This window comes from Micromonospora sp. NPDC049107, from assembly GCF_040648595.1.
Taxonomy (GTDB): Bacteria; Actinomycetota; Actinomycetes; order Mycobacteriales; family Micromonosporaceae; genus Micromonospora.
This window is the reverse complement of record NZ_JBEZEC010000005.1, coordinates 351,372-374,816: the sequence shown is the minus strand read 5'-3', so window position 1 is coordinate 374,816 and position 23,445 is coordinate 351,372. Positions and strand designations below refer to the sequence as shown.

Sequence of the window (23,445 nt, the reverse complement as noted above, 5' to 3'; positions counted from 1 at the left end):
GGAGAACGGAGCCGATCAGTCCGCCAGCACCGCCGCGGTGATCCGGTGCAGCGCGAAGGTGTGCAGCATTTCGGTCCGCTCGTCCTCGGCGCGCAGGTAGCCCGCCCCGATCGAGACCGGCTTCACCAGCCGCGACGCGGTCGCCCCGTGGGCGTCCACATACCCGACCCAGACCAGCGCCCGGTCCCGGACCGCCTGCTGGAGCACGGCGAGCGCCTCGCTGTGCGTGTGCGCCGGCACCGGGCCACCGCCCAGCCCCGCCGCCCCACCCCGGACCACCGCCGGGGCGCGACGGGCCGCCCGCGCCGCCGCATCACCCCGCCGGATGTGCTCCACCACCCCGAGCAGCCGGGGCATCGGCAGCTTCGGGGTAACCAGCGGGTCCAGCGTCCTGGTGGTCACCCCTACCCGCGCCGGAGCGCGCCGGACCCGTGGCCGAATCAGCATCGTGCTGCCCATGCCGTCCTCCTGCACCGGCGCGTAGCCCGCCTCCCGCAGCGCGGTGAGCATCCGGCTGACCTGGTACGGGGTGGTCAACACCGTCGGCGCCAACCGACGCAGCGTCAGCGACTCCAGCCGCCGGTCGGCCAGCACCTCGGTGAGGAGCGCCTCGTCGTCGCTGCGCAGGTACGCCCCGGCCGAGCCGGCCCGCAGCCCGCCGTGCTTACGGGCCACGTCGTCCACCAGGTAGCTGAGCCCCTGCGGCACCGGGGTACGCGACCGGCGACGGAACAACTCGTGCAGGTCGTCGGCCGTGTAACCGGCGTCCAACGCCCGCCGGACGCTCGCCGTGGTGACCCGGTGCACACTCGCCCCGCCGGCCGACTCGAGTTCCGTCGTCGCCTCCAACTCGGCGGCGAGCGCCGGCTCGGGCGGGCCGGGCACCACCACGGTCAGGTCGGCCTGCACCAGGAAGTGGTCGACCGGGGCGGGCAGCAGCGCGTCCAACGCCCGCGCCGCACCGGACGGATCGCCACTCTCGGTGTCCGCGTGCAACCCCAGCGGGTCGCCGCCGGATTCGTCGGTCGACGTCAGCTCGCCCAGCAACAACCGTCCGTACGAGGTGAGCGCCCCCAGCCCGGTCATACCGAGCTGCGCCGCCTCGGCCAGCACCTCCCGGTGGGCGGCCTCCCGACCTCGGCTGCGCCGTGGCGTCCGCCAGTCCAGCAGGGCCTGCAACTCCTCCGGGGTGGGCGCGGTCGCCGGCTCCAGGTCGGCGAGCACCCCGAGCACCGCCCGGCGGGTCGCCGGCGCACCGGCCCGCTCGGCCTCCGCCGAGAGCGCGGTGATCGGCCGGTCCCGGTCGTCACGCCGCCCGACCAACCCCACCTGCCGGGTCATGGTCATCCAGGCGCGGGCCAGGTGCTCCCACCGTTGGGCCAGTGATCCGGCCCGCCACACCTCGTACCCGCCGGTCGGCAGCACCTGCTGGTCCGCCCCGTACCGACCGGTGGTCGCACCGGGCAGCTCCATCTCACCGGCGAGCCCCGCCGCGTACGCCACCTCGAGCAGCAGCGCGGTGGTCGGCTCGTCCAGGCCGGCGGTGCGGGCCAGCCGGCGCAGGTCGCGGACGCCGATGCCACCCGACCGCAGCACCGGGGCGGGTTCGGCGGCGAGCTGTTCCAGCAGTCCTTCGGTGTGCCGGACCACCTCCATGGTCTGCCCGGCGCCGGCCGAGTCGACCATCTTGGGCTCGCGGGGAGCGGCAGCCACCGACGGCGGGCTGGTCTGCAACGGCCCGAGCGGACCGCTGTCGCGCCGCAGCAGGAGGCCGACCTCGCGGGGCAGCTCGACGGTGCCGCCAGCCGTCCCCGAGCCGGCCGAGACGGTCACCAGCAGCCGATTGTCGACCAGCCAGCGCACCGGTGAGCCGGTGGGCGCGCCGCCGTTGATCGGGTCGGCGAGGACGGCGTCCTGCGCGCCGATCGCCGGTGCCTGCAACGCGCCCGGGGGCACGCTACCGACCGGCGGCCCGGCCGCCAGCCGGTCCAGGATCGCCCGGGCCGACGGGGGCGCCGCGAGCAGCGTCCGGCGCAGTTTCGCCGGGTCCGCGCAGAGGGCGGCCGCGCGAACGTCCAGGTCCGCGGCGGGCCGACCAAGTCCAGCGGGGTACGGGGAGACCTCGTCGACGGCGGCCGCCACGTACATGGCGTGCTCGGGGCCGTACAGCAGGAACAGCGCCCTCAGCCGGCCCACGGCGGCCCGGACCGCGGTCGGCGCCGGTGGGTGCGGCCCAGCGGTCGCCATGGCGAGAATCGTGTCGATGGCGGTCGTGCCCTCGTCCGGGTGCCGGGTGAGCCGGCCGGCGTCCAGGATCAGCAGGGTGAACTGGTCCAGCCCGTCCAGCGCGCGGGCCACCGAGACCCGGGACTGGGCGCGGATGGCCAGAGCGGAGATGTCGGCCGGCACGGGCACGACGAGGTCCGGCCGCAGTTGCAGGAGTGCGGCCAGGGACTCGTCGGGCAGCGACCGCAGATGGTCGGCGAGTGAGGTGGTCATCGTCTTTCCACGCTAGCCCGGGGTGGGCCGGTCGCGCCCCTCGGACGTACGGCCGGCTGTGCGTCGGCGAGTAGGTTTCTCGGCATGTCTGCACCGACCGTCGGATTCGACCTCGACATGACCCTGGTGGACTCCCGCCCCGGCATCGCCGCGGCCTACCGGGCGCTGACCGCGAGGACGGGCGTTCCGGTGGACGCCGACCTGGCGGTGTCCCGCCTCGGCCCGCCGCTGCGCACCGAGATCGCGCACTGGTTCCCACCGGAGCAGGTCGAATCGGCCGTCCTGCTGTACCGCGAGCTGTACCCGGCGTACGCGATCACCCCGACGGTCCCGATGCCCGGCGCGCGGGAGGCCATCGACGCGATCCGTGCCCGGGGCGGAAGGGTGCTCGTCGTCACCTCCAAGATCGCCCGGTTGGCCCGGCTGCACCTGGACCACCTCGGCCTGGTGGTGGACGAGCTCGCCGGTGACCTGTTCGCCGAGCAGAAGGCGACCGCCCTGCGGGAGCACGGCGCGACCCACTACGTGGGCGATCACGTGGCGGACATGGTGGCGGCGGGGGTTGCCGGCGTGCCCGGAATCGCCGTGGCGACGGGCCCGTGTTCCCCGGATGAGCTGCGTGCGGCGGGGGCGAGCGTCGTGCTGGACGATCTCACCGGATTCCCAGCGGCGCTCGACGGCATGATCCAGCTAGCCTTGGAGCAGTAGCGGCTCAAGTGAAGCAGGGGTTTTCAGGTGCCTACGGGTCGAGTGAAGTGGTACGACACGGCCAAGGGATACGGCTTCGTCACCAGTGACGAGGGCGGTGACGTGTTCCTGCCCAAGGGCGCGTTGCCGGCGGGCGTCACCGACCTCAAGGGTGGTCAGCGGGTCGACTTCAGCGTGGTGGACAGCCGCCGTGGCGCCCAGGCCATGGGCGTGAAACTGCTGGACGCGCCGCCGTCGATGGCGGAGCTGCGGCGCCGGCCGGCCGAGGAGCTGCACGGCCTCGTCGAAGACATGATCAAGGTGCTGGAGGCGAAGGTCCAGCCGGACCTGCGTCGGGGCCGGTACCCGGACAAGAAGACCGCGCAGAAGATCGCTCAGCTGGTCCACGCGGTCGCGCGCGAGCTGGAGGTCTGAGGCACCAGCCCGGCGGTGGCGGCGCGGTCGAGGAGCGCCGTCACCGCGGCGAAGCCGGCCTCACCCAGGTCGGCCGTGAACTCGTTGACGTAGAGGCCGATGTGCCGGTCCACCACGTCGAGTTCCATTTCCTGGGCATGCGCGAGGACGTACTCCCGGCTGACCGTCGGGTCCGCCCAGGCCTGCCGGACGGACTCGCGGATCCAGCCGGCGGCGGCCTCCGGGTCGACCGCGCCGCGACGGGCCAGGATCGCGCCGAGGGGAATGGGCAGGCCCGTGTCGGCCTCCCACCACTCGCCGAGGTCGACGAGCGCGGTCAGGCCGTGCCGGTGGTAGGTGAAGCGGGCCTCGTGGATGACCAGGCCCGCGTCGTAGCGGCCGGCCGCGACGCCCGGCATGATCTCGTGGAACGGAACCACCTCGATCCGAGCTGGCGGCCGTCCGGCTGACCAGAGCCGGAACAGCAGGTACGCCGTGGTCCGGTCGCCCGGCACGGCCACCGTGGCGCCGGTCAGGTCGGCGCGGTCGCCCCGGGTGAGCACCAGCGGCCCGCACCCGCGACCGAGCGCGCCACCGCAGGGCAGCAGGTGGTAGTCGTCGAGCAGCCACGGCAGCGCCGCGTAGCTCACCTTCACCAGGTCGAACGCGCCCCGCTCGGCCGCCGTGTTGGTGACGTCGACGTCGGCGTAGGTCACCTCGACCGGCGGTGCGCCGGGCACCCGCCCGTGCACCAGGGCGTCGAACACGAACGTGTCGTTGGGGCAGGGCGAGATCGCCAGGGAGAGCGCCACGCCCTTCACGTTAGCCCCGCCCGCGCGGCCGGTCGGTGCGACCCCGTGCCTGGTGATCCGCGACAAACCAGACCGGCGCCGACTCCTGCCCCTCCGGTGCCCCCGTCCAGGTGCGAGAGGTCACGTCGCTCGGTGTCGAGCTGCCCCGGATGTGGGGCGAGGGGCACTGATGGCGGTGGTGGCGGGTGGTTAGGTCGGTCCCTGTCGAGCTGCCCCGGATGTAGGGCGAGGGGCACTGCTGGCTGTGGTGGCGGGTGGTTAGGTCGGTCCCTGTCGAGCTGCTCCAGATGTGGGGCGCAATCGCGCCAGCGGCGGCGGGTCGTGGCGATGTTTGATGCCTATGGCGTGCCCGCCCGTGCCCGTGCTCGTGCGGTGCCAGTGCTCGTGCGGTGCCTGTGCCGTGCCTGTGCCGCTCGTGCGGGTGCCCTGCCTGTGCGCGCTGTGGCCGTGGCGGTGGGGGCGTTCGGTGGTCGCGGTGGTCAGTGGATCCGGGTGGTCGTGGTGGTGGGCGGGGGCGATCCGGGGTGTACCGCCCTTCGGGCGATCGGGCGCGCCCCACTTCTGGGGCAGCTCGACAGGGGCCGACCACCACAGGGATACCCACAGCCCAAGCGCGTTGTCCACATGGTTATCCACAGGCGTAGGGCGCGCTGTTGACGACGCTCGCCGTGCGGAAAACCATGGACGGGTGGGGATCAGCGGGGATGCGATCGACGTGGGGGCGGTGCTGCGCGATCTTCGTCGACGTGCAGATCTGAGCCAACGGGAGTTGGCCGATCGGTCCGGGGTCCCGAAGAGCACACTGGCCCGGATCGAGGCGGGGCGGGGCGGCGAGCCGGCGTTTCGCACGGTGGCGCGGCTCGTCGGAGCGGCAGGGAGCGAGCTGGCGATCCGGCTGCACGACGAACCGCCGCTCGACAAGTTCGCCGATTCGGGCGGCGTGCCGCTGGGCATGCCTGTCGACGAGCCACGGGACGAGGCCGACCGTCGGTACCCGGCGCACCTCGATGTCCGCCGGGTACGGACCCTCAAGGACTGGCCGGGCGCGTGGTGGGCGCATTCGTACACTCTTCCGCAGAGATCGTGGCCTCTGCGCGTGCCGGAGCTGACCTACGACCTCGACCGGGCTCGGCGGGACCGGCGGCGGTGGCGGCAGGAGGCCCGCGCACGGGTGACTCTCCGGCGTACGGGCGAAGACGTGCCGGCCACCTCTTGGCGGTTCGTCGCCGAGCTGCCCGGAGCGGGACCGGTCGGCGAGCTGCGGGCTCATGAACGGAGTGTCGACCTCCTCCTCGGCGACGAACTGGACGACCGGCGTGAGGTGGTGCTCGAGGGTGTTGTCGTCGCTCCGGACCTGCGGTTTCTCGGTATCGGACGGCGGCTGGTCGAGCTGTTGGCCAAGGAGATGGCGCGGGCCGGCCTTCGTGCCGCCCACGCGGTCGCCGAGTTCGGCAACGTCGATTTTCTCCTCGCCTGCGGATTCGAACTTCGAGCGAGCAGACCGTCGGCGCTGATGCTCGACGTCCGAGGCGCGCCCGGGGTCAGCCCAGTGCCGCAGCCGCCTTCGTCAGCGCGGTGAGGGCCTCGCGCAGCCGCCAGGCGTCGCGGTCGCGCGGGCCGATCGGGTTGGAGATGGTGCGCAGCTCGGCGAAGGGCACTCCGGCCTGGGCGGCGGCGACGGCTACCCCGTACCCCTCCATGGCCTCGGCCACCGCCTCCGGATGCCGCCGGCGTAGCTCCTCGGTGCCGGCGGCGGTGCCGGTGACGGTGCTGACCGTGAGCACCGGGCCGATCGTGGCCATGGGTAGGGCGGCTCGCAGCGTTGCCAGTAACGCCGGGTGTGCAGGGACGATGCTGCCGCCCCCGAGCAGCGCGGGTGGCATGCCCAGATCCTCGATGCCGATGAAGCCGTCCGGTGAGTCGGCGCCCAGGTCGGCCGCGATGCTCGCGGTGCCGAGCACGGTGTCGCCGACCGCTGCGCGCCCGGTGAAGCCGCCGGCCACGCCGGCACTGACCACCGCACGGTACGGCCGACCGGCCGCCTCGGCCAGGGTCAGCAGCCGCGCGGTGGCGGCACCCGCGACGGCCGGGCCCACCCCGACCGGGGCGACGGTCACGTTGGTGGCGGTCAGCCCGGCCTGTACGGCGTCCGCCTCGGCCGGCACCGCGGTCACCACCAGCAGACCGCTCACGAGAGCGAGCCGGGGGACTCGCGGCGGGTCTCGTCGTCCGCGCCCCCACCCGGGCCGCCGACCGACGAAGAGGGCCGGTAGATGTGGTAGCCCGGCGGCGCGAGCCCCGCTTCGTCCTGCCGCTGCGACGTGGCCTGAGGTGGCGCCGGCGAGGTCGGTGCGACGGTCTCGGGCGCGACGGTCTGGGGCGCGACAACCTCGGGCTCGTCCTCGGCCAGTTCGTCGTCACCCAGCGGCCGGCCGGCCAGCTTCTCGGTGCGTAGCCGAGCGGCGACCAGCACTCCCCGGACGGCGGCCACGATGCCCACCCCGGCGGCGACCGCGATGCCGGTCCGGCCGGCGAACGGCACCAGCCCGAGCCCGCCACCGGCGACGAAGGCGAGCATGAGCACCGTCTCGGAGTGGGCGAAGGAGCTGGCCCGCAGCCGCTCCGGGATGCGCTCCTGAATCGAGGCGTCCACGGCGAGTTTGGCCACTCCGCTGACCAGCGCGGTGACCAGGCAGAGCAGGGCCACCATCAACAGCGAGAACTGGATGACGGCGAGTACCCCCACCCCCGCCACGATGATCATGCTGCTGGACTGGATGGCGGTCGGCCGGTGGATACGCAACCGGGTGCCGACCGCGGTCGCCAGGAAGCTGCCGACGGCCAGGGCGCCGCCGATCAGCCCCAGCGCCCACTCCGCGCCCAGGTCCCGCCCGAACACCCCGGTGGTCAGATCGCCCTTCTTGATGGCGAACGCGAGGAAGAGCAGCAGAAAGCCGTACACGGCCCGCAGGGTTGCGGCGCCGATCAGGGTGGCGATCACCAGCCGTCCGGCGGGCCGACCCCGGCCCAGCGGCCGGTCCGCGCGGCGGCCCAGGGCGCGTAGCGCGCGAGGGACGCGCTCGGGTGGCTCCGAGTCCGCCTTCGGGGGCAGCCGCAGCGAGATCACCATGCCGATCAGGAAGATCACCGACGCGACCCGCAGCGGCCACTGCGGCCCGAACCAGAAGGCGGCCAACCCGATCGGGGCCACCAGCGCGCCCGCCACCGTGCCGTACACGCTGGCCCGGGCACCCACCTGGGAGAGGCCCAGCCCTTCCGGCAACAGCCGGGGTACCGCCGCCGAGCGGGCCACGCCGTAGGCGCGCGACAGCGCCAGCACACCGAACGCGGCCGGATAGAGCCCGAAGCCGTGGATGTAGTCCGAGATCAGCCAGGCCAGGAACGCCCGGCCGAGCATGGTGGCGGCCAGCGCGTACCGCCGGCCGTGCCGGAAGTGGTCCAGCAGCGGCCCCACCACGGGCGCGAGCATCGCGAACGGCACCATGGTCACCAGCAGGTAGAGCGCGACCTTGCTGCGGGCCTCACCCAGCGGCACGTTGAAGAAGATCGTCCCGGCCAGGCCGATCGCGATCAGGGTGTCACCCGCGCAGGAGAGCGCGTGCAGGTCGAACAGCCGGACCATGCCGACCTCGCCGCCGGCGCCCCGCGCGCGGGCATGACCGGCCCGGCGGGTCACCCAGCGGCCGCTGCCCACCGAGCCGCGCAGGAGCAGACGGATGGCCCGAATGCCGGTGCCGACGGTCCGCCCGAGGAGGGAACGCCCGGAGTGGGAGTACGGCGGCATGTGCACCATCCTCGCCCATCCGACGCAGGTGTGCCGCATCAGTCGCGGCGAAAGGTTCCCCGGGAGTCCCTGTCACCCCTGCGGGGAGCATGGGGAACAATGGTCTGGTGACCAGGCCCGCCTCCACCCGTGCCGCCCGTCTCGACCAGGTCTGCGCCGCCGCCGTCGAGGTGGCCCGTGCCGGCATCACCGAGGTGGACGCCGACGACGTCGGCGACCACCTGCAGGTCGTGTCCGAGGGCGATCGGCTGGTCACCCACTACTTCGAGTGTCGCCTCGCCGGCTACCGCGGTTGGCGGTGGGCGGTCACCGTGACCCGCGTCCCGCGCAGCCGTACGGTGACCATCTGCGAGACGGTGCTGCTGCCCGGTCCGGACGCGCTGCTCGCGCCCGGCTGGCTGCCCTGGCAGGAGCGGCTCAAGCCCGGTGACCTCGGCCCGGGTGATCTGCTGCCGACCGCTCCGGAGGATGAGCGGCTGGTCCCCGGCTACCTGCTCTCCGACGACCCGGCGGTCGAGGAGACGGCCTGGGAGCTGGGTCTCGGTCGGGCCCGGGTGCTCTCCCGGGAGGGTCGGGCCGACGCGGCGCAGCGCTGGTACGACGGCGACCACGGCCCGACGGCCGCCATCTCCACGGCCGCGCCGGCCGCCGCCCGCTGCGGCACCTGTGGCTTCTACCTCCCGTTGGCCGGGGCGATGCGGGCGGCGTTCGGCGCGTGCGGCAACTTCTACGCACCCGACGACGGTCGGGTGGTCAGCGCCGACCATGGTTGCGGCGCGCACTCCGAGACGCTGATCGAGGCCGCCGAGACCGCGGTCGAGGACCTACCAACGGTGTACGACGACAGCGCCGTGGAGGCCATGTCGGTCAGCCGTGCGCCGGGTTCGGTCGAGGCGGGGGAGCCGGCGGAGCCGTACGGGCACCCCTGAGCGGCGCTCCGGCGCGGGCCGGCGCGTTCAGATCGCCCGGCGGCGGCGTCGGTTGGCGTCGTGCCGCAGCATGACGGCGAGCCCGGGGAAGCCCCACAGGAAACCGGCCAGGCAGGTCCAGAGCCAGTTCTCGTGATGGTGCTCGGTCAGCCAGCCCCGGAAGAACACCAGCAGCACCAGTCCGACGACCGCCCACGCGATCAGGCCGGCGACGGCGAACGGCACCATCGGCGGGTCCAGCGGCGCGGGGCGCGGTGGCTGGTCGTTCGGCATCGGGCAAGCGTACGCGATGCACTTCCCCTGCCCGCCAGCGATCTGGGACGATGCGCGCGACAACCGGAAGATCACCTGTGAGGTCCTCATGGCAGTAGCGCCGCCCGAGAACGACACACCTCCCAACCCCGCTCAACCGCGTAACGGCTTCGACCGGTTCTTTGAGATCTCCGCCCGCGGCTCAACGTTGAGTCGTGAGGTACGAGGTGGCCTGGCGACCTTCTTCACGATGGCGTACATCGTCGTGCTCAACCCGCTGATCCTGGGCGGCGCGGTCGACGGTGACAACAAGACTCTCCCGATTCCGGCGCTGGCCGCCGCGACGGCGCTGGTCGCCGGCCTGATGACCATCCTGATGGGTGTCGTCGGCCGGTTCCCGCTGGCGCTCGCCGCCGGTCTGGGCGTCAACGCCCTGGTGGCGTACGAGATCGCTCCCGAGATGACCTGGGCCGACGCGATGGGCCTCGTGGTGATCGAGGGTGTGATCATCGCGCTGCTGGTGCTGACCGGTCTGCGTACCGCGGTGTTCCGGTCGGTGCCCACGCAGATGAAGACGGCGATCGGCGTCGGCATCGGCCTCTTCCTGACCATCATCGGTCTGGTGGACGCCGGCTTCGTCCGGCGGCTCCCGGACGCCGCCAACACCACAGTTCCGGTCGGCCTGGGCGTCGGCGGCAAGCTGTTGAGCTGGCCACTGCTCGTCTTCGTGGTGGGCCTGCTGCTCACGCTGGTGCTCGTGGTGCGCCGGGTCCGCGGCGCGATCCTGATCGGCATCCTCGCGTCCACCGTGCTGGCGGTGATCGTGGAGGCGATCGGCAACATCGGCCCGTCGTTCGTCGACGGCAAGCCCAATCCGAAGGGCTGGGCGCTGAACGTGCCGGAGTTGCCCAAGACGGTTGTCGACGTGCCGGACCTGTCGCTGCTCGGCAAGTTCAACGTGCTCGACTCGTGGGGTCGGGCCGGCTGGGTCGTCGTGCTGATGTTCATCTTCACGCTGCTCATCACGGACTTCTTCGACACCATGGGCACGATGGTGGCGGTCGGCCAGGAGGGTGGCCTGCTGGACGAGCAGGGCACCCCGCCGAGGGCCAAGGAGATCCTGCTGGTCGACTCGATCGCGGCGGCGGCCGGCGGTGCGGCCAGCACGTCGAGCAACACGTCGTACATCGAGAGCGCGGCCGGTGTCGCGGAAGGTGCCCGGACCGGCGTGGCCAACCTGGTCACCGGCGCCCTCTTCCTGCTGGCGATGTTCCTGGCGCCGCTGGTGGTGATCGTGCCGTTCGAGGCGGCCTCGACGGCGCTGGTGGTGGTCGGTTTCCTGATGATGACCGCGGTACGGACGATCGACTGGTCGGACTACGAGATCGCGATTCCCGCGTTCCTCACCATCGTGCTGATGCCGTTCACCTACTCGATCTCGAACGGGATCGGTGCTGGTCTGATCACCTTCGTGGTGGTCAAGCTGGCCCGGGGCAAGGCCCGGGAGATCCACCCGCTGCTGTACGGGGTGGCCGCCCTCTTCGTGCTGTACTTCCTGCGCGGGCCCATCGAGTCGCTGGTGCTCTGACAGGTGTCGTCCGGGCGGGGAGTCGATGGTGACTCCCCGCCCGGAACTGCACAAACATCCCCGTGAGCCTGGTCATAACAGATGTCGTTAGCCAGGCTCATTAGTTAAGCTAACTAATGTGACGGAGCGGACGGTGACGGCGGAACGCGTGCCACCGGCGCAACTGGCTCCCCAGTTGCGAGATGCGATCACCCGACTCAACCGGCGGGTCCGACGGGCCCGGCCGGTCGGCGACCTCACGGTCACCCAGGTCTCCGCGCTCACCAGCCTGCGGCTGGCGGGCGGGATGACGCCCCGGGAACTGGCCGAGATCGAACGGGTGCAGCCACCGACGATGACCAAGATCGTCGCGAAGTTGGAGGACCGTGGCCTCGTGCGGCGGACCCCCCACCCGACCGACGGCCGGCAGGTCATCCTCGCGGCGACCGAAGGAGGGCAGGCCGTGCTCGACCAGTTCGAGCGGGCCCGCGACGAGTGGCTGGCCCACCGGCTGGCCGCGCTCGACGAGGACGAACGGGAGACCCTGCACAGGGCCGCCGAGATTCTCCAGCAGCTCGCTCGCGCCTGAGCCCGCGCCCGCGCCACCGGGCCGTGCCGTCACCTGACGATGACGCGTACGTCCTTGAGGAGGCGCACCGAGAGTGCAGGCCAAGCTGAGCACGATGTTCCAGTCCCTACAGGTCCGCAACTACCGCCTTTTCGCATCCGGGCAGCTGATCAAACTGATCGGCGTCTGGATGATGTTCATCGCCCAGGACTGGCTCGTCCTCGAGCTTTCCGACAACTCGGCCACCGCGCTCGGCGTGGTCACCGCCTGTCAGTTCACGCCGGTGCTGCTGCTCACGCTCTTCTCCGGCCGCCTCGCCGACCGGTACGACAAGCGGGTCCTGCTGTTCGCCGCGAACGCCTTCTGGAGCGTGCTGGCGCTCGGCATGTCCCTGCTGGTCCTCACCGACCTGGTCCAGCTCTGGCACGTCTTCGCGTTCGCCGCGCTCCTCGGCACGGCCAACGCCGTGGAGACCCCGGTCCGCCAGGCGTTCGTCTCGGAGCTGGTCGGCACGCCGCTGCTGCCCAACGCGCTGTCGCTGAACGCCGCCGTCTTCAACTCCGCCCGGATCGTCGGTCCGGCAGTCGCCGGTCTGGCGATCGCCGCCTTCGACGTCGGCCCGGTCTTCCTGTTCACCGCCGTCAGCTCCATCGCGCCGCTGGTGAACGTCGTCCGGATGCGGACCGCCGACCTGCACCGCGACGCGCTCCTACCGCGCGACGAGCGGGCGTCCGCGAAGGTCGTCGACGGGCTGCGGTACGTGTGGCGGCGGCCGGACCTGCTGCTGCCGATGGCGGTGATGTCGGTGATCGGCATGTCGCTGTTCAACTTCCAGCTCACCCTGGCCGCGCTGGCGAAGACGGTGTTCAACACCGGTGCCGCCTCGTTCGGCCTGTTCAGCACCGCCCTTGCCGTGGGCGCGCTGGGCGGCGCGCTCAGCGGCACCGGCCGGCGCAGCCGCCCGTCGGTGTGGCTGGTGCTCGGCGCCGCGATCGGCTGCGCCAGCTTCGGCACCCTGGTCGGCTTCGCGTCGGCGTACTGGCTGGTCGTCGCGCTGCTGGTGCCCACCGGCTTCTTCATGGTCTTCTTCGCCCAGGCCGCCAACCAGCGCGTCCAGCTCGGCGTGGACGCCGCGTTCCGGGGACGGGTGATGGCCCTGTGGGTGCTGGTGTTCCTGGGCACCAACCCGGTCGGCGCACCGCTGATCGGCTGGGTGGCCGAGCGCTTCGGCGCCGGCGCGAGCATCTGGATGGGCGGGCTGATCTCGCTGGCCACCGCGCTGATCGCGCTGACCTGGCAACTGCGCCGCTCCGGTGCGCGGCTGCGCTTCCGGGTGCTGCCCATGCCCCGCTTCTACGTCACTTCCGCCGACTGCTGAGCCGCGCGCTCGGGCCCCCGCCGACCGCCGGGCAGGGGCCCCGAGCGTGGTCCCGATCGACGGATAGCGCGGATGCGGCCAAACCGCTGGCGAGGTGGCACGCCGGGGCTTAGCGTCGATACGTGGGAGTCGGACGCGCGCTGATGCTGGCCCTGGCGTTCCTCGCCATGGCCAGCATTCCGGCGGTGTTCGCCCTGCTCTTCTGCTACGACGAGATTCTCGACCGGGTGGTCTGCGGCTGGGCCGAGTGGCGGGAGCGCCGGCGGGAGCGACGCACCATCGCCCGCCTCGACCGGGCCATCGAAGCCGACGCGCTGACCCGGGACATCGACCTCAGCGAGTTCGACCGCACCGACCGTCGTCCCCTGGAACAGCTCGCGGCCGACCTGCGCCGCCTCGGCGGTCAGCGACTCGGCGGCATCGGCCGGCCGATGGTCTGGCACGGCGCGGTGGTCCAGGCGTACGACGACCGGCTCCGGCTGGCCTGCCGCGCCCTGGGGATCAGCGAACACCTGGCCGAGCTGACCGGCGTCGACCAGGAGATCGAGCGGGTACGGGTGGAGGGCCTGCTGCACGCCGCCGGGTTGACCCTGCCGGCCGCCCGAGCTGGCCACCGGCAACGCCACCGTTGACAGGCCCCCGAATGCGGCTGTTCGTCGCGGTCAACCCGCCCGTGGAGGCCGTCGACCATCTCGGCGCGCAGATCGCCCGGTTGCGGGTCGGCGCGGCGGCGGCCGTTGGTGCCCGGGTGCGGCTCGCCGACCCGGCGGACCTGCACCTCACCCTGGCGTTCCTCGGTGACGTCGAGGCCGGCCGGCTGGTCGACGTGGAGAGTGCGCTCGGGCTCGCCGCCGACTCGTTCCGCGCCGGCCTCGATGCCCCGCCCCGGCTGCGTCTCAGCGGTGGTGGCGTGTTCGGTGACGGTCGGCGTACGGTGCTCTGGGTGGACGCCCAGGGCGATGTCGAGGCGCTGCACGGCCTGGCCCGGCTGGTCCGGGACCGGCTGCGGCTCGCTGGGGTGGCGTACGACGAAAAGCCCTTCCGCCCGCACCTGACCGTGGCCCGGCCCGGGGACCGGATGGACCCGGCCGCCGTCGAAGCCGACCGCACCGCGCTGGACGAGTACGCGGGACCGGAGTGGCCGGCGACCGAGCTGCTGCTGATGCGCAGCCACCCCGGGTCGGGACGCTCGCGCTACGACCGGCTCGCCGCCTGGCCGCTCTGACTCGGCGCGCCCGCGTGAACGGCCTTGATCGACTCGGGTTCGTGGAAGTCGGGGTGTTTTACGGGTGCTGACAGCGCGACTTCCGTGAACCCGAGTCGATCAAGCGCGAAGCGTCAGGAGGACTCTCGGGCGGCCGGACCGCTGCCGAAGAGCACGTCGTCCCAGCTCGGCAGCCGCTTGCGCGGCTTGCCGCTGGCGTCGGTGGACTCGCCGCCGGCCGCCGCAGCGGCCGCCGTGCCGGTGCGTCGGGGCCGCAGCACCGCCAGCGACGGCACGGCCGGGACCTCCTTGGGCGCGTCCGAGTCGTCGTCGAAGGCCGACCCCTGGCCGCCGCCGAGCAGCGCGGCAGCGCCACCGCCGACCGGCCGCTGCCGGGGCGCGTCGGACCCGGCCAGAGCCGCCGGAGTACGCGGTTCGAGCCCGCGACCCGACGAGCTGCCGAGTGGACGGTCCAGCGAGGCGAGCAAAGCGTCCCGGCCGGCCCGGATCGGATCCCGGCCCGGTCGCGGGTGCTCGGACGCCGCCGGCAACCCGTGCCCACCCCGACTCGGCTCACCGCGCGACGGACCGGGCAGGCCGTGCCCGCTCCGCTCCGGCGCCGGCTCCTGGCCGAGGATCGGCGTGGGCCGCTCGGCGCACAGATATTGCGCCATGTCGTCGTGCGGCGTGACCACCTGCCGGGCCTTGTCCATGTCCCAGATGGCCTGCGCGGTGGCCTTGCCCGACGGCCAGGTGGCGATGATCCGCCAGGTGCCGTCGTCGCGCCGGTACGCGTCCCAGGAGATCTTCTCGGTGTCGATGCCGTGCTGGCTCAGCCGACCGTTGACCACCTCGGCGAGCGGGGTGGGCTTCTCCGCGCCCTTGAGGCGGGTGCGACGGGCGTGCTGGGCGAGCATGGCCCGCTCCTGGAGCACCGGACCGGCGTAGCGCAGGACCCGGTCGACCGGCACTCCGGCGATCCGGGCGACGTCCTCGGCCGACTCACCGGAACGGATGCGGGCCTGGATGTCCCGGGGGGACAGTGAGGGAATCGGGTCGACGGTGCTCGGTGCCACCGCGAGCGGCGGGGCACCCGGCTCGGGGTGCATCACACCGGCGATGCGCTCGTCGATCGGCAGGGCGAGCAGTCGCCCGACCTCGTCGGCGAGCACCAGGGCCTGGCCGTCCTCGGAGAGGGCGACGAAGCGTACTGGGCGCATAGCGTTGCCTCCGTCCCGCTTCGCTGGCCGCACGCCACGAGTCGGCCACCCAGGCGTCTCGGACCACCGTACGCGCATCTGTCTCAGGGTGGGGGAAGCGACACCCGCATGTCGTGACTGAGCTGCGGCAACGATCACGGTGGGTGTCCGTCGAGGCGTCAACGGACACCCACCGTGACGAAGCTCAGAGGCGCTCGACCACGTAGTCGATGGAGGCGGTCAGAGCCTCGACGTCGGACGGCTCGACGGCCGGGAACAGCGCCACCCGCAACTGGTTGCGGCCGAGCTTGCGGTACGGCTCGGTGTCGACGATGCCGTTCGCGCGCAGCGCCTTGGCGATCGCGGTGGCGTCCACCCCGTCGGCGAAGTCGATGGTCGCGACCACGTTGGACCGCAGCGCCGGGTCGGTGACGAACGGAGTGGCCACCGTGGACCGCTCGGCCCAGCCGTACACCGTGGCGGCGCTCTCCGCCGTGCGCTTCGCCGCCCACGCCAGGCCGCCCTGCGCGTTCATCCAGTCGGTCTGCTCGGCGGCCAGGAAGATGGTGGCCAGTGCCGGAGTGTTGTAGGTCTGCTCGAGCCGCGAGTTGTCGATCGCGGTCACCAGGTCGAGGAAGGCCGGGATGTAGCGCCCGGACGCCTTGACCTCGGCGGCCCGGTCCAGCGCGGCCGGCGACATCAGGGCCAGCCACAGGCCACCGTCGGAGCCGAAGCACTTCTGCGGCGCGAAGTAGTAGACATCGGTCTCGCCGACGTTGACCTCCAGGCCACCCGCGCCCGAGGTGGCGTCGACCAGCAGCAGCGACCCCTCGTCCGCGCCGGCCACCCGGCTGATCGGCACGGCCACGCCGGTCGAGGTCTCGTTCTGCGGCGTCGCGTACACGTCCACGCCGGCCTCGGCGACCAGGGCCGGGGCGCTGCCCGCTTCGGCCTTGCGGACCGTCGGCTCGCCCAGGAACGGGGCGTCCTTGACCGACTTGGCGAACTTCGCGCCGAACTCGCCGAAGCTGGCGAACTGCGCCCGGTCGCGGACCAGGCCGAAGGTGGCGACCTCCCAGAACGCGGTGGTGCCGCCGTTGCCGATGACGACCTCGTAGCCCTCGGGCAGGGAGAAGAACTCGGCGATCCCGGAGCGCAGCCGGGCCACCTGGTCGCGGACCGTCTTCTGCCGGTGCGACGTACCCAGGTAGCTGGTCGCCACCTCGGCGAGCGCGGACACGGCCGCCGGACGGACCTTGGACGGGCCGCAGCCGAAACGGCCGTCGGCGGGCTTGATCTCGTCGGGAATCCGGATGATCGGTGCGTCAGCCACGGTTCTGAAGATCCTTCCGCAAGGGCGAGGGCGGGCCCGGCGACACTGCCGGCCCTCATCCTCGCACCCGTCGCGATCAGTCCGGCCGCTGGTCCCACGACCGTCCATGAGGCGTGCGCCACAACGCGCCCTGCCGAAAGGAAGGGCCCCTTCCTATACGCGAGGCGTTAAGAAGGTGCCCTTCCTTACACCTCAGACGCCGTGCGGGACGGCGCCCCAGCCTTCGACGTCGGACGGCTTGCGGGTTTCCGGGCCGACGTAGCGGGCGGACGGCCGAACCAGCCGCTGGAGGCGCTTCTGCTCCAGGATGTGCGCGCTCCAGCCGCCCATCCGCGCGCAGGTGAACATCGACGTGAACATGTGCGCCGGCACCTCGGCGAAGTCCAGCACCACGGCCGACCAGAACTCGACGTTGGTGGCCAGCACCCGGTCCGGGCGGCGGGCCTGCAATTCGGCCAGGGCGGCCTTCTCCAGCGCCTCGGCGATCTCGAAGCGCGGCGCGCCCAGCTCCTTGGCGGTGCGCCGGAGCACGCGGGCGCGCGGGTCCTCGGCCCGGTAGACCCGGTGGCCGAAGCCCATCAGCCGCTCGCCACGGTCGAGGACACCCTTGACGTAGCCCTCCGCGTCGCCGCTGCGCTCCACCGCCTCCAGCATGGTGAGCACGCGCGACGGCGCGCCACCGTGCAGCGGGCCGGAGAGGGCGCCGATGCCGGACGAGATGCAGGCCGCCGCGTCGGCGCCGGTGGAGGCGACGATGCGGGCGGTGAAGGTGGAGGCGTTCAGGCCGTGCTCGGCGGCCGAGATGAAGTACGCGTCGACGGCCTTGACGTGCCGCGGGTCCGGCTCGCCGCGCCAGCGCTTCATGAACCGCTCGACGATGGTCTGCGCCTTGTCGATCTCCTTCTGCGGCACCGCCGGCAGGCCGAGGCCGCGAGCGGACTGGGCGACGAAGGAGAGCGCGGTCACCGACACCCGGGCCAGGTCCTCGCGGGCCTGCTCGTCGGAGATGTCCAGCAGTTGGCTGAGGCCCCAGTACGGCGCCAGCATGGCGACCGCCGACTGCACGTCGACCCGGATGTCACCGGAGTGCACCGGCACCGGGAACGGCTCTGCGGGCGGCAGGCCCGGCCCGAACCGGCCGTCGACCAGCAGCGCCCAGACGTTGCCGAATGAGACCTGGCCGATCAGATCCTCGATGTCGACCCCGCGATAGCGCAGCGCGCCACCCTCGCGGTCGGGTTCGGCGATCTCGGTCTCGAAGGCGACGACGCCCTCCAGACCGGGTTTGAAGTCGGCCATGTCGCTCTCCTGGATCTGGTCGGTGCGCCCGATCAGCTGATCCGGCCCGGTCGGCCGAGCGCCTTAGGCGACCCTCAGGGATGTGTTCGGAACATCTTGCCTGCTGGGTAACCGGATACGCGACCCAGTGCGACTGTGCTGCACGCGACATCTCAGGGCGCGCATTCTCCGCGCCGGTCGGTGAGACTGGGCGAAGCGGTCTGGCCAGCGCGGGAGGGTGCCGGTCAGCACGCCGAGAAGGAGTGGGGACGTGACGGGCGACACACCAGCCCCGGCTGCGATGCGTAACGAGTACGCCGCGGACCTGGGCCTGACCGAGGCTGACCTGGCCGCCGACTGGTACACCCAGTTCGACAGGTGGTTCGCCGACGCGGTGGCTCACGGGCTGCCCGAACCCAACGCCATGGTGGTGGGCACGGCCGACGCCGCCGGCCGACCGAGTGGGCGGACGGTGCTGCTCAAGGGGTACGACCCGGAGGGCTTCGTCTTCTTCACCAACCACCTGTCCCGCAAGGGCGTCGAGGCGGCCGGCAACCCGTACGCCAGCCTGGTCTTTCCGTGGTTTCCGATGCAGCGGCAGGTGGTGGTCGCAGGAGTGATCGCCCCGGTCGAGCGGGCGGTGACCGAGTCGTACTTCGCGAGTCGGCCGCGCGGGTCACAGGTGGGCGCGTGGGCCAGCCCGCAGTCGTCCGTGGTGCCGGACCGGGCCACGTTGGAGGAGCGCTACCGCGAGGTGGCCGAGCGGTACGCCGACGAGAGCGCCATTCCGCCACCGCCGCACTGGGGTGGTCTGCGGGTCCGGCCGGACTCGGTGGAGTTCTGGCAGGGCCGGTCCGGTCGGTTGCACGACCGCCTGCGCTTTCGTCGCGTCGACGGAAGCGACTGGATCGTCGAGCGGCTGGCGCCGTGACCGGTGTGCAGGAGGCCCGGCCGCGCGGAGCGCGCCGCTGGGCGATCGACGTCCGCCCGCTGGGCGTCCCGGCGTACCGGCGGCTGTGGCTCGGCAACACCGTGGCGATGTTCGGCTTCCAGTTCACCGCCGTCGCGGTGCCGGTGGAGATGTACGCCCTCACCCGGGACTCGTTCTGGGTCGGCCTGCTGGGCATCGCCGCGTTCGTACCCCTGCTGATCTTCGGGCTCTGGGGTGGCGCGGTCGCCGACGCCCGCGACCGCCGTGCGGTGCTGCTCGGCGGCTCATTGTTGCTCTGGGCATCCACCCTCGGGCTGCTGGTCCAGGCGCTGCTGAACGTGGGCAGCCCGGTGCTGCTGCTGGTGTTGATGGCGGTGCAGTCGGTGGCGTTCGCGATCACCTCGCCGGCCCGCAGCGCCATGCTGCCCCGGCTGGTCCCCGACGACCTCGTCCCGGCCGCCAGCACCCTCAACTACACGACCTTCACCGCCGCGTCGGTCGCCGGCCCGCTCGCCGCCGGCCTCATCCTCGCCGCCTCGTCGGACACCCGGGTGGTGCTGCCGATCGCGTACGGGCTGGACGCGGTGCTGTTCACGGCGATGCTCTGGGCGGCGCTGCGCCTGCCGGCGCTGCCGCCCGAGCCGAGCGCCGACGGTCAGGTCCGCCGCGCCGGCCTGGCCAGCGTCATCGACGGTTTCCGGTACCTGGCCACCACGCCCGTCCTGCTGCTCTCCTTCGGCGTGGACCTGATCGCGATGATCCTGGCCATGCCGAGGGCCCTGTTTCCGGAGATCGCCAACGAGCGGTTCGGCGGGGGCGGCTCGGTCGGCCTGCTCTACAGCGCCATCGCGATCGGCTCCATGATCGGCGGGCTGACCTCCGGCTGGATCGGTCGGCTCCGCCGGCAGGGGGTCGGCCTGGTCGTCGCGGTGGTCGGCTGGGGAGTCGCGATCGCCGCCGCCGGGCTGGCCCAGCAGCTCTGGCTGATGGTCCTGCTGCTCGCCGTTGCCGGCGCCGCCGACCTGGTCAGTGCCGTACTCCGCCAGTCCATGCTGCTGGTGTACGCGCCGGACCGGATGCGCGGCCGACTCCAGGGCGTCAACACGGTGGTGGTGGCCGGTGGGCCTCGCCTCGGCGACCTGCGGGCCGGCACCATGGCCGCCGGGTTCGGCGGCGGGGTGGCCTGGGTCGCCGGCGGACTCGCCTCGGCGGTGCTCGTGGTGGTGCTCGCGGTCGCCTTCCCGGCGCTGCTGCGCTACCGGGCCACGACGGCGTCGAGCGGCGACCGGTCGTGACCGGTTAGGGTCGCCGGCATGGACAGCCCTGAGCAGCGCCCCTTCTCCGGCGCACAGTGGACCATCGCCGCCGCGGGCCACGAGGCCGTCATCGTCGAGGTGGGCGGCGGGCTGCGGACGTACCGGCACGACGGCGTCGACCTGCTCGACGGGTACGGCGTCGACGAGGTCTGCCCCGGCTGCGCCGGACAGGTGCTCGCTCCCTGGCCGAACCGGATCCGGGACGGGCGCTACGTGTACGGCGACCGGACGCACCAGCTCTCGCTGACCGAGCCGGAGCGGCATGTCGCCATCCACGGGCTGGTCAACTGGGTGCCGTGGCGGCTGTTGGAGCAGTCCACGGACGCGGTGACCGTCGGCTACGACCTGCCGCCGCAGCCCGGCTACGAGTGGCCGCTGCGGCTGGTCAGCCGGTGGAGCGTGAGCGCGGACGGTCTGCGGGCCGAGCACGAGGTGACGAACGTGGGCACCGAGGTCGCCCCGTTCGGCTTCTCCGTGCACCCGTACCTGCAACTGCCGGGTGTCGCCGTGGACGACCTGGTCATGCGGCTGCCGGCGCGTACCCGGATCATGGTGGACGGCCGGTTGCTCCCGGTCGGCGCGACGCCGGTGGCCGGCACCGAGTACGACTGGACCAGCCCGCGCCGGATCGGCGACGCCGAGTTGGACCTGTGCTTCGGCGAGGTCGTCCGTGACGCCGACGGCGGCTCATCGGTGAGCCTCGCGGCGCCGGACTCCTCGTCCGGGGTGAGCATCTGGGCGGACGCGGAGTTCGGCTGGTGGCAGGTCTTCACTGGCGACGCGCTCACCGGCGAGCGACACCGCCGGTCGGTGGCGATCGAGCCGATGACCTGCCCGCCGGACGCGTTCCGGTCGGGCAAGGACGTGCTCGCGCTGGGGCCCGGCACGACCTGGCGGGGTGCCTGGGGCATCCGTCCCGGGGCCTGATGGAGTTCGCCGAGGTCGTCCGCCGTCGACGGATGGTCCGCAACTACGACCCGGACCGTCCGGTCCCGCCCGACGTGGTGGACCGGCTGCTGGACCACGCCGTGCGCGCCCCATCGGCCGGCTTCGCCCAGGGCTGGGGTTTCCTGGTGCTGGAGGAACCGGCCGACCGGGAGCGGTTCTGGGCGGCCACCACGCCGGACGGCGGAGGCCGGGAGCGCTGGCTGGCCGGGATGCGCCGCGCGCCGCTCATCGTGGTGCCGCACGCCAACGAGTCGGCCTACCTGACGCGGTACGCGGAGCCCGACAAGGGCTGGACCGACCGGTCGAAGGACCGCTGGCCGGTGCCCTACTGGTACGTCGACACCGGCTTCGCCGCGCTGCTCATGCTGCTCACGGCGGTGGACGAGGGGCTGGGGGCGTGTTTCTTCGGGATCCCACCCCAGCGGCTGGCCGCGTACCGGGAGAGCTTCGGCGTGCCCGAGGAGTACCAGCCCATCGGCGCCGTCACAATCGGTTACCGGGCGGCGGACCATCGGTCACCATCGTTGCGTCGCGGTCGGCGCGGGATCGACGAGGTGGTGCGGCGCGGCCGGTGGAGCTGAGCGTGGCGTCCCGTTCGTCGGGTTGAGGATCGGACGAGCGATAGCGAAACTGACATCAGGGAGCAGAACGTCGCGTGCGCGGGGCCGCTAGGCTGGCACGGTCATCGGCGCCGCGCCGCGCGGCGCCCGCCGCGGCCCGGCTCGGCGCCGTCGGTCCGTCCGGTCTCGGGGAGGGGAGCGTGCCGTCGTGATCTTCAGAGCGGTCCGGGACGGGCGTCCCTACCCGGAGCACAACCTGACGCTCAAGCAGTGGGCGGAGATCCCGCCCCGTCCGCTGCGGCTGGATCAGTTGATCACCACCAAGCGCGAGTTGGCGCTCGACAAGCTCCTAGCGGAGGACTCGACCTTCTACGGCGACCTCTTCCCGCACGTCGTGCAGTGGAGCGGTGGCCTCTATCTGGAGGACGGGCTGCACCGCGCGCTGCGCGCCGCGCTGCAACAGCGCAACCAGATCCACGCCCGGGTCCTGGTGCTCTCCGGTACGGGCGATCCCGCCTGAGGCTTCGTTAAGGTGGCGGCATGACTGCCCTCGATCTGCTCGACCTGGACCCGTCGCTCAGCGAGGAGGAGCGGCAGATCCGCGATGTCGTCCGCCGGCTGGTCGACGACCGGGTCCGCCCGCACGTCGCCGACTGGTACGAGGAGGGTCGCGTGCCGGCCCGCGAGCTGGCCCGGGAGTTCGGCAAGCTCGGGCTGCTCGGCATGCACCTGAGCGGGTACGGCTGCGCGGGCGCGTCCGCCGTCGCGTACGGGCTGGCGTGTCAGGAGTTGGAGGCCGCCGACTCGGGTGTCCGTTCGCTGGTCTCGGTGCAGGGCTCGCTGGCGATGTACGCCATCTGGCGCTTCGGCAGCGAGGAGCAGAAGCAACGCTGGCTGCCCCCGATGGCGACCGGCGAGGCGATCGGCTGCTTCGGCCTCACCGAGCCCGACCACGGCTCCGACCCGGGGTCCATGGCCACCCGGGCCCGCCGCGACGGCGACGACTGGGTGCTCACCGGCGGCAAGATGTGGATCACCAACGCGCCGATCGCCGACGTCGCCGTGATCTGGGCGCGAACCGACGACGGGGTACGCGGTTTCGCCGTACCCATGGACACGCCCGGTGTCACGGCGCGCGAGATCAGCCGCAAGATGTCGCTGCGCGCGTCGCTGACCGGCGAGATCGTGCTCGACGACGTCCGGCTTCCGGCCGACGCGCAACTGCCCGGGGCCGTCGGGCTCAAGGCCCCGCTGAGCTGCCTTACCGAGGCCCGCCACGGCATCGTCTGGGGCGCCGTCGGCGCGGCGCGCGACTGCCTGGAAACCACCCTGGCGTACGCCACCACGCGCACCCAGTTCGGCCGACCGCTCGCCGGGTTCCAACTCACCCAGGCCAAGCTCGCCGACATGGCCGTCGAGCTGGTGAAGGCGCAACTGCTCGCGCTGCACCTCGGCCGGCTCGCCGACGCCGGCCGGCTGCGCCCCGACCAGGTGAGCGTGGGCAAGCTGAACAACGTGCGGGAGGCGCTGGCCATCGCCCGACAGTGCCGCACCATCCTCGGTGCCAACGGCGTCTCCGGCGAGTACCCGGTGCTGCGGCACGCGAACAACCTGGAGAGCGTGTTGACGTACGAGGGCACCTCGGAGATCCACCAGCTGATCGTCGGCCAGCGGCTCACCGGGCTTTCCGCCTTCGCCTGACCTGCCCGTTTACGCTTTCCGGCCGCTCGCCGCGCGGCTGTCGTACGGGGGCCGTACCGTCATT

23 protein-coding genes are annotated in these 23,445 nt (G+C 72.6%); 15 read left to right on the top strand and 8 right to left on the bottom strand.

What is annotated here, in order from left to right:
* Nucleotides 1-15: 15 nt before the first annotated feature.
* Entirely contained in the window at nucleotides 16-2,499 is a 2,484-nt protein-coding gene (locus AB0B55_RS15425) for a helicase-associated domain-containing protein (protein WP_357123885.1), read from the bottom strand.
* An 84-nt stretch (nucleotides 2,500-2,583) separates the two neighbouring features.
* On the opposite strand from AB0B55_RS15425, the gene AB0B55_RS15420 reads away from it, so the two are divergent.
* Both AB0B55_RS15420 and AB0B55_RS15415 read left to right on the top strand, forming a co-directional pair.
* Entirely contained in the window at nucleotides 2,584-3,207 is a 624-nt protein-coding gene (locus AB0B55_RS15420) for an HAD family hydrolase (protein ID WP_357123888.1), read from the top strand.
* Between the two features lie 27 nt (nucleotides 3,208-3,234).
* Nucleotides 3,235-3,621, top strand: a complete 387-nt coding sequence (locus AB0B55_RS15415) for a cold shock domain-containing protein (protein ID WP_088986676.1) — start codon at nucleotides 3,235-3,237, stop codon at nucleotides 3,619-3,621.
* On the opposite strand, the gene AB0B55_RS15410 is transcribed toward AB0B55_RS15415, so the two are convergent.
* Entirely contained in the window at nucleotides 3,582-4,412 is an 831-nt protein-coding gene (locus AB0B55_RS15410; RefSeq protein ID WP_355049197.1) for a 1,4-dihydroxy-6-naphthoate synthase, read from the bottom strand. The genes AB0B55_RS15415 and AB0B55_RS15410 overlap by 40 nt on opposite strands.
* Before the next feature lie 688 nt (nucleotides 4,413-5,100).
* Between AB0B55_RS15410 and AB0B55_RS15405 the strand changes: the two genes are divergently transcribed.
* The gene (locus tag AB0B55_RS15405; RefSeq protein ID WP_357171979.1) at nucleotides 5,101-5,991 is read left to right on the top strand and encodes a GNAT family N-acetyltransferase; all 891 of its coding nucleotides are present in this window, start codon (nucleotides 5,101-5,103) and stop codon (nucleotides 5,989-5,991) included.
* On the opposite strand, the gene AB0B55_RS15400 is transcribed toward AB0B55_RS15405, so the two are convergent.
* Both AB0B55_RS15400 and AB0B55_RS15395 read right to left on the bottom strand, forming a co-directional pair.
* Entirely contained in the window at nucleotides 5,954-6,604 is a 651-nt protein-coding gene (locus AB0B55_RS15400) for a futalosine hydrolase (protein WP_357171978.1), read from the bottom strand. The two genes, AB0B55_RS15405 and AB0B55_RS15400, sit on opposite strands and share 38 nt — an antisense overlap.
* Nucleotides 6,601-8,217: an MFS transporter gene (locus AB0B55_RS15395; protein ID WP_357123898.1), complete on the bottom strand. Its 1,617-nt coding sequence runs from the start codon at nucleotides 8,215-8,217 to the stop codon at nucleotides 6,601-6,603. Before AB0B55_RS15395 ends, AB0B55_RS15400 begins: the two co-directional genes overlap by 4 nt.
* A gap of 89 nt (nucleotides 8,218-8,306) precedes the next feature.
* Between AB0B55_RS15395 and AB0B55_RS15390 the strand changes: the two genes are divergently transcribed.
* Nucleotides 8,307-9,146, top strand: a complete 840-nt coding sequence (locus AB0B55_RS15390; RefSeq protein ID WP_357123901.1) for a DUF3027 domain-containing protein — start codon at nucleotides 8,307-8,309, stop codon at nucleotides 9,144-9,146.
* 27 nt (nucleotides 9,147-9,173) lie between these two features.
* Here the strand turns inward: AB0B55_RS15390 and AB0B55_RS15385 are convergent, their stop codons facing one another.
* Nucleotides 9,174-9,419: a DUF2530 domain-containing protein gene (locus AB0B55_RS15385; RefSeq protein ID WP_357123904.1), complete on the bottom strand. Its 246-nt coding sequence runs from the start codon at nucleotides 9,417-9,419 to the stop codon at nucleotides 9,174-9,176.
* An 88-nt stretch (nucleotides 9,420-9,507) separates the two neighbouring features.
* On the opposite strand from AB0B55_RS15385, the gene AB0B55_RS15380 reads away from it, so the two are divergent.
* From AB0B55_RS15380 to thpR, 5 genes are all read left to right on the top strand, one after another.
* Nucleotides 9,508-10,986, top strand: a complete 1,479-nt coding sequence (locus AB0B55_RS15380; protein WP_357123907.1) for an NCS2 family permease — start codon at nucleotides 9,508-9,510, stop codon at nucleotides 10,984-10,986.
* A gap of 118 nt (nucleotides 10,987-11,104) precedes the next feature.
* Nucleotides 11,105-11,554, top strand: a complete 450-nt coding sequence (locus AB0B55_RS15375) for a MarR family transcriptional regulator (RefSeq protein WP_355049191.1) — start codon at nucleotides 11,105-11,107, stop codon at nucleotides 11,552-11,554.
* Between the two features lie 73 nt (nucleotides 11,555-11,627).
* Nucleotides 11,628-12,911 carry an MFS transporter gene (locus tag AB0B55_RS15370; RefSeq protein WP_357123912.1) on the top strand — a complete coding sequence of 428 codons (1,284 nt, stop codon included), beginning with the start codon at nucleotides 11,628-11,630 and terminating at the stop codon, nucleotides 12,909-12,911.
* Nucleotides 12,912-13,033: 122 nt separating this feature from the next.
* On the top strand, nucleotides 13,034-13,543 hold the full coding sequence (locus tag AB0B55_RS15365; RefSeq protein WP_357171977.1) for a hypothetical protein: 510 nt from the start codon (nucleotides 13,034-13,036) through the stop codon (nucleotides 13,541-13,543).
* An 11-nt stretch (nucleotides 13,544-13,554) separates the two neighbouring features.
* Nucleotides 13,555-14,136, top strand: coding sequence for an RNA 2',3'-cyclic phosphodiesterase (thpR, locus tag AB0B55_RS15360; RefSeq protein ID WP_357171976.1), 582 nt, complete (start codon nucleotides 13,555-13,557; stop codon nucleotides 14,134-14,136).
* A gap of 113 nt (nucleotides 14,137-14,249) precedes the next feature.
* Here thpR and sepH read toward each other — a convergent pair whose 3' ends face one another.
* From sepH to AB0B55_RS15345, 3 genes are all read right to left on the bottom strand, one after another.
* Entirely contained in the window at nucleotides 14,250-15,335 is a 1,086-nt protein-coding gene (gene sepH / locus AB0B55_RS15355) for a septation protein SepH (RefSeq protein WP_357123921.1), read from the bottom strand.
* A gap of 184 nt (nucleotides 15,336-15,519) precedes the next feature.
* Nucleotides 15,520-16,647: a phosphoserine transaminase gene (gene serC / locus AB0B55_RS15350; protein ID WP_357123924.1), complete on the bottom strand. Its 1,128-nt coding sequence runs from the start codon at nucleotides 16,645-16,647 to the stop codon at nucleotides 15,520-15,522.
* Nucleotides 16,648-16,839: 192 nt separating this feature from the next.
* Complete coding sequence (locus tag AB0B55_RS15345; protein ID WP_357123927.1) at nucleotides 16,840-17,946, bottom strand: citrate synthase 2; 1,107 nt, start codon at nucleotides 17,944-17,946, stop codon at nucleotides 16,840-16,842.
* A gap of 280 nt (nucleotides 17,947-18,226) precedes the next feature.
* Here AB0B55_RS15345 and pdxH point away from each other — a divergent pair, with 280 nt between their 5' ends.
* The 6 genes from pdxH (at nucleotide 18,227) to AB0B55_RS15315 (ending at nucleotide 23,381) form a co-directional block, all read left to right on the top strand.
* Nucleotides 18,227-18,856, top strand: coding sequence for a pyridoxamine 5'-phosphate oxidase (gene pdxH / locus AB0B55_RS15340; protein ID WP_357172036.1), 630 nt, complete (start codon nucleotides 18,227-18,229; stop codon nucleotides 18,854-18,856).
* Nucleotides 18,853-20,151 carry an MFS transporter gene (locus AB0B55_RS15335; protein ID WP_357171975.1) on the top strand — a complete coding sequence of 433 codons (1,299 nt, stop codon included), beginning with the start codon at nucleotides 18,853-18,855 and terminating at the stop codon, nucleotides 20,149-20,151. Before pdxH ends, AB0B55_RS15335 begins: the two co-directional genes overlap by 4 nt.
* Before the next feature lie 18 nt (nucleotides 20,152-20,169).
* The gene (locus AB0B55_RS15330; RefSeq protein WP_357123933.1) at nucleotides 20,170-21,099 is read left to right on the top strand and encodes an aldose 1-epimerase family protein; all 930 of its coding nucleotides are present in this window, start codon (nucleotides 20,170-20,172) and stop codon (nucleotides 21,097-21,099) included.
* On the top strand, nucleotides 21,099-21,701 hold the full coding sequence (locus AB0B55_RS15325; RefSeq protein ID WP_357123936.1) for a nitroreductase family protein: 603 nt from the start codon (nucleotides 21,099-21,101) through the stop codon (nucleotides 21,699-21,701). Before AB0B55_RS15330 ends, AB0B55_RS15325 begins: the two co-directional genes overlap by 1 nt.
* Before the next feature lie 187 nt (nucleotides 21,702-21,888).
* The gene (locus AB0B55_RS15320; RefSeq protein ID WP_357123939.1) at nucleotides 21,889-22,200 is read left to right on the top strand and encodes a type II toxin-antitoxin system VapB family antitoxin; all 312 of its coding nucleotides are present in this window, start codon (nucleotides 21,889-21,891) and stop codon (nucleotides 22,198-22,200) included.
* 20 nt (nucleotides 22,201-22,220) lie between these two features.
* Nucleotides 22,221-23,381: an acyl-CoA dehydrogenase family protein gene (locus AB0B55_RS15315; protein ID WP_357171974.1), complete on the top strand. Its 1,161-nt coding sequence runs from the start codon at nucleotides 22,221-22,223 to the stop codon at nucleotides 23,379-23,381.
* Nucleotides 23,382-23,445: the final 64 nt, after the last annotated feature.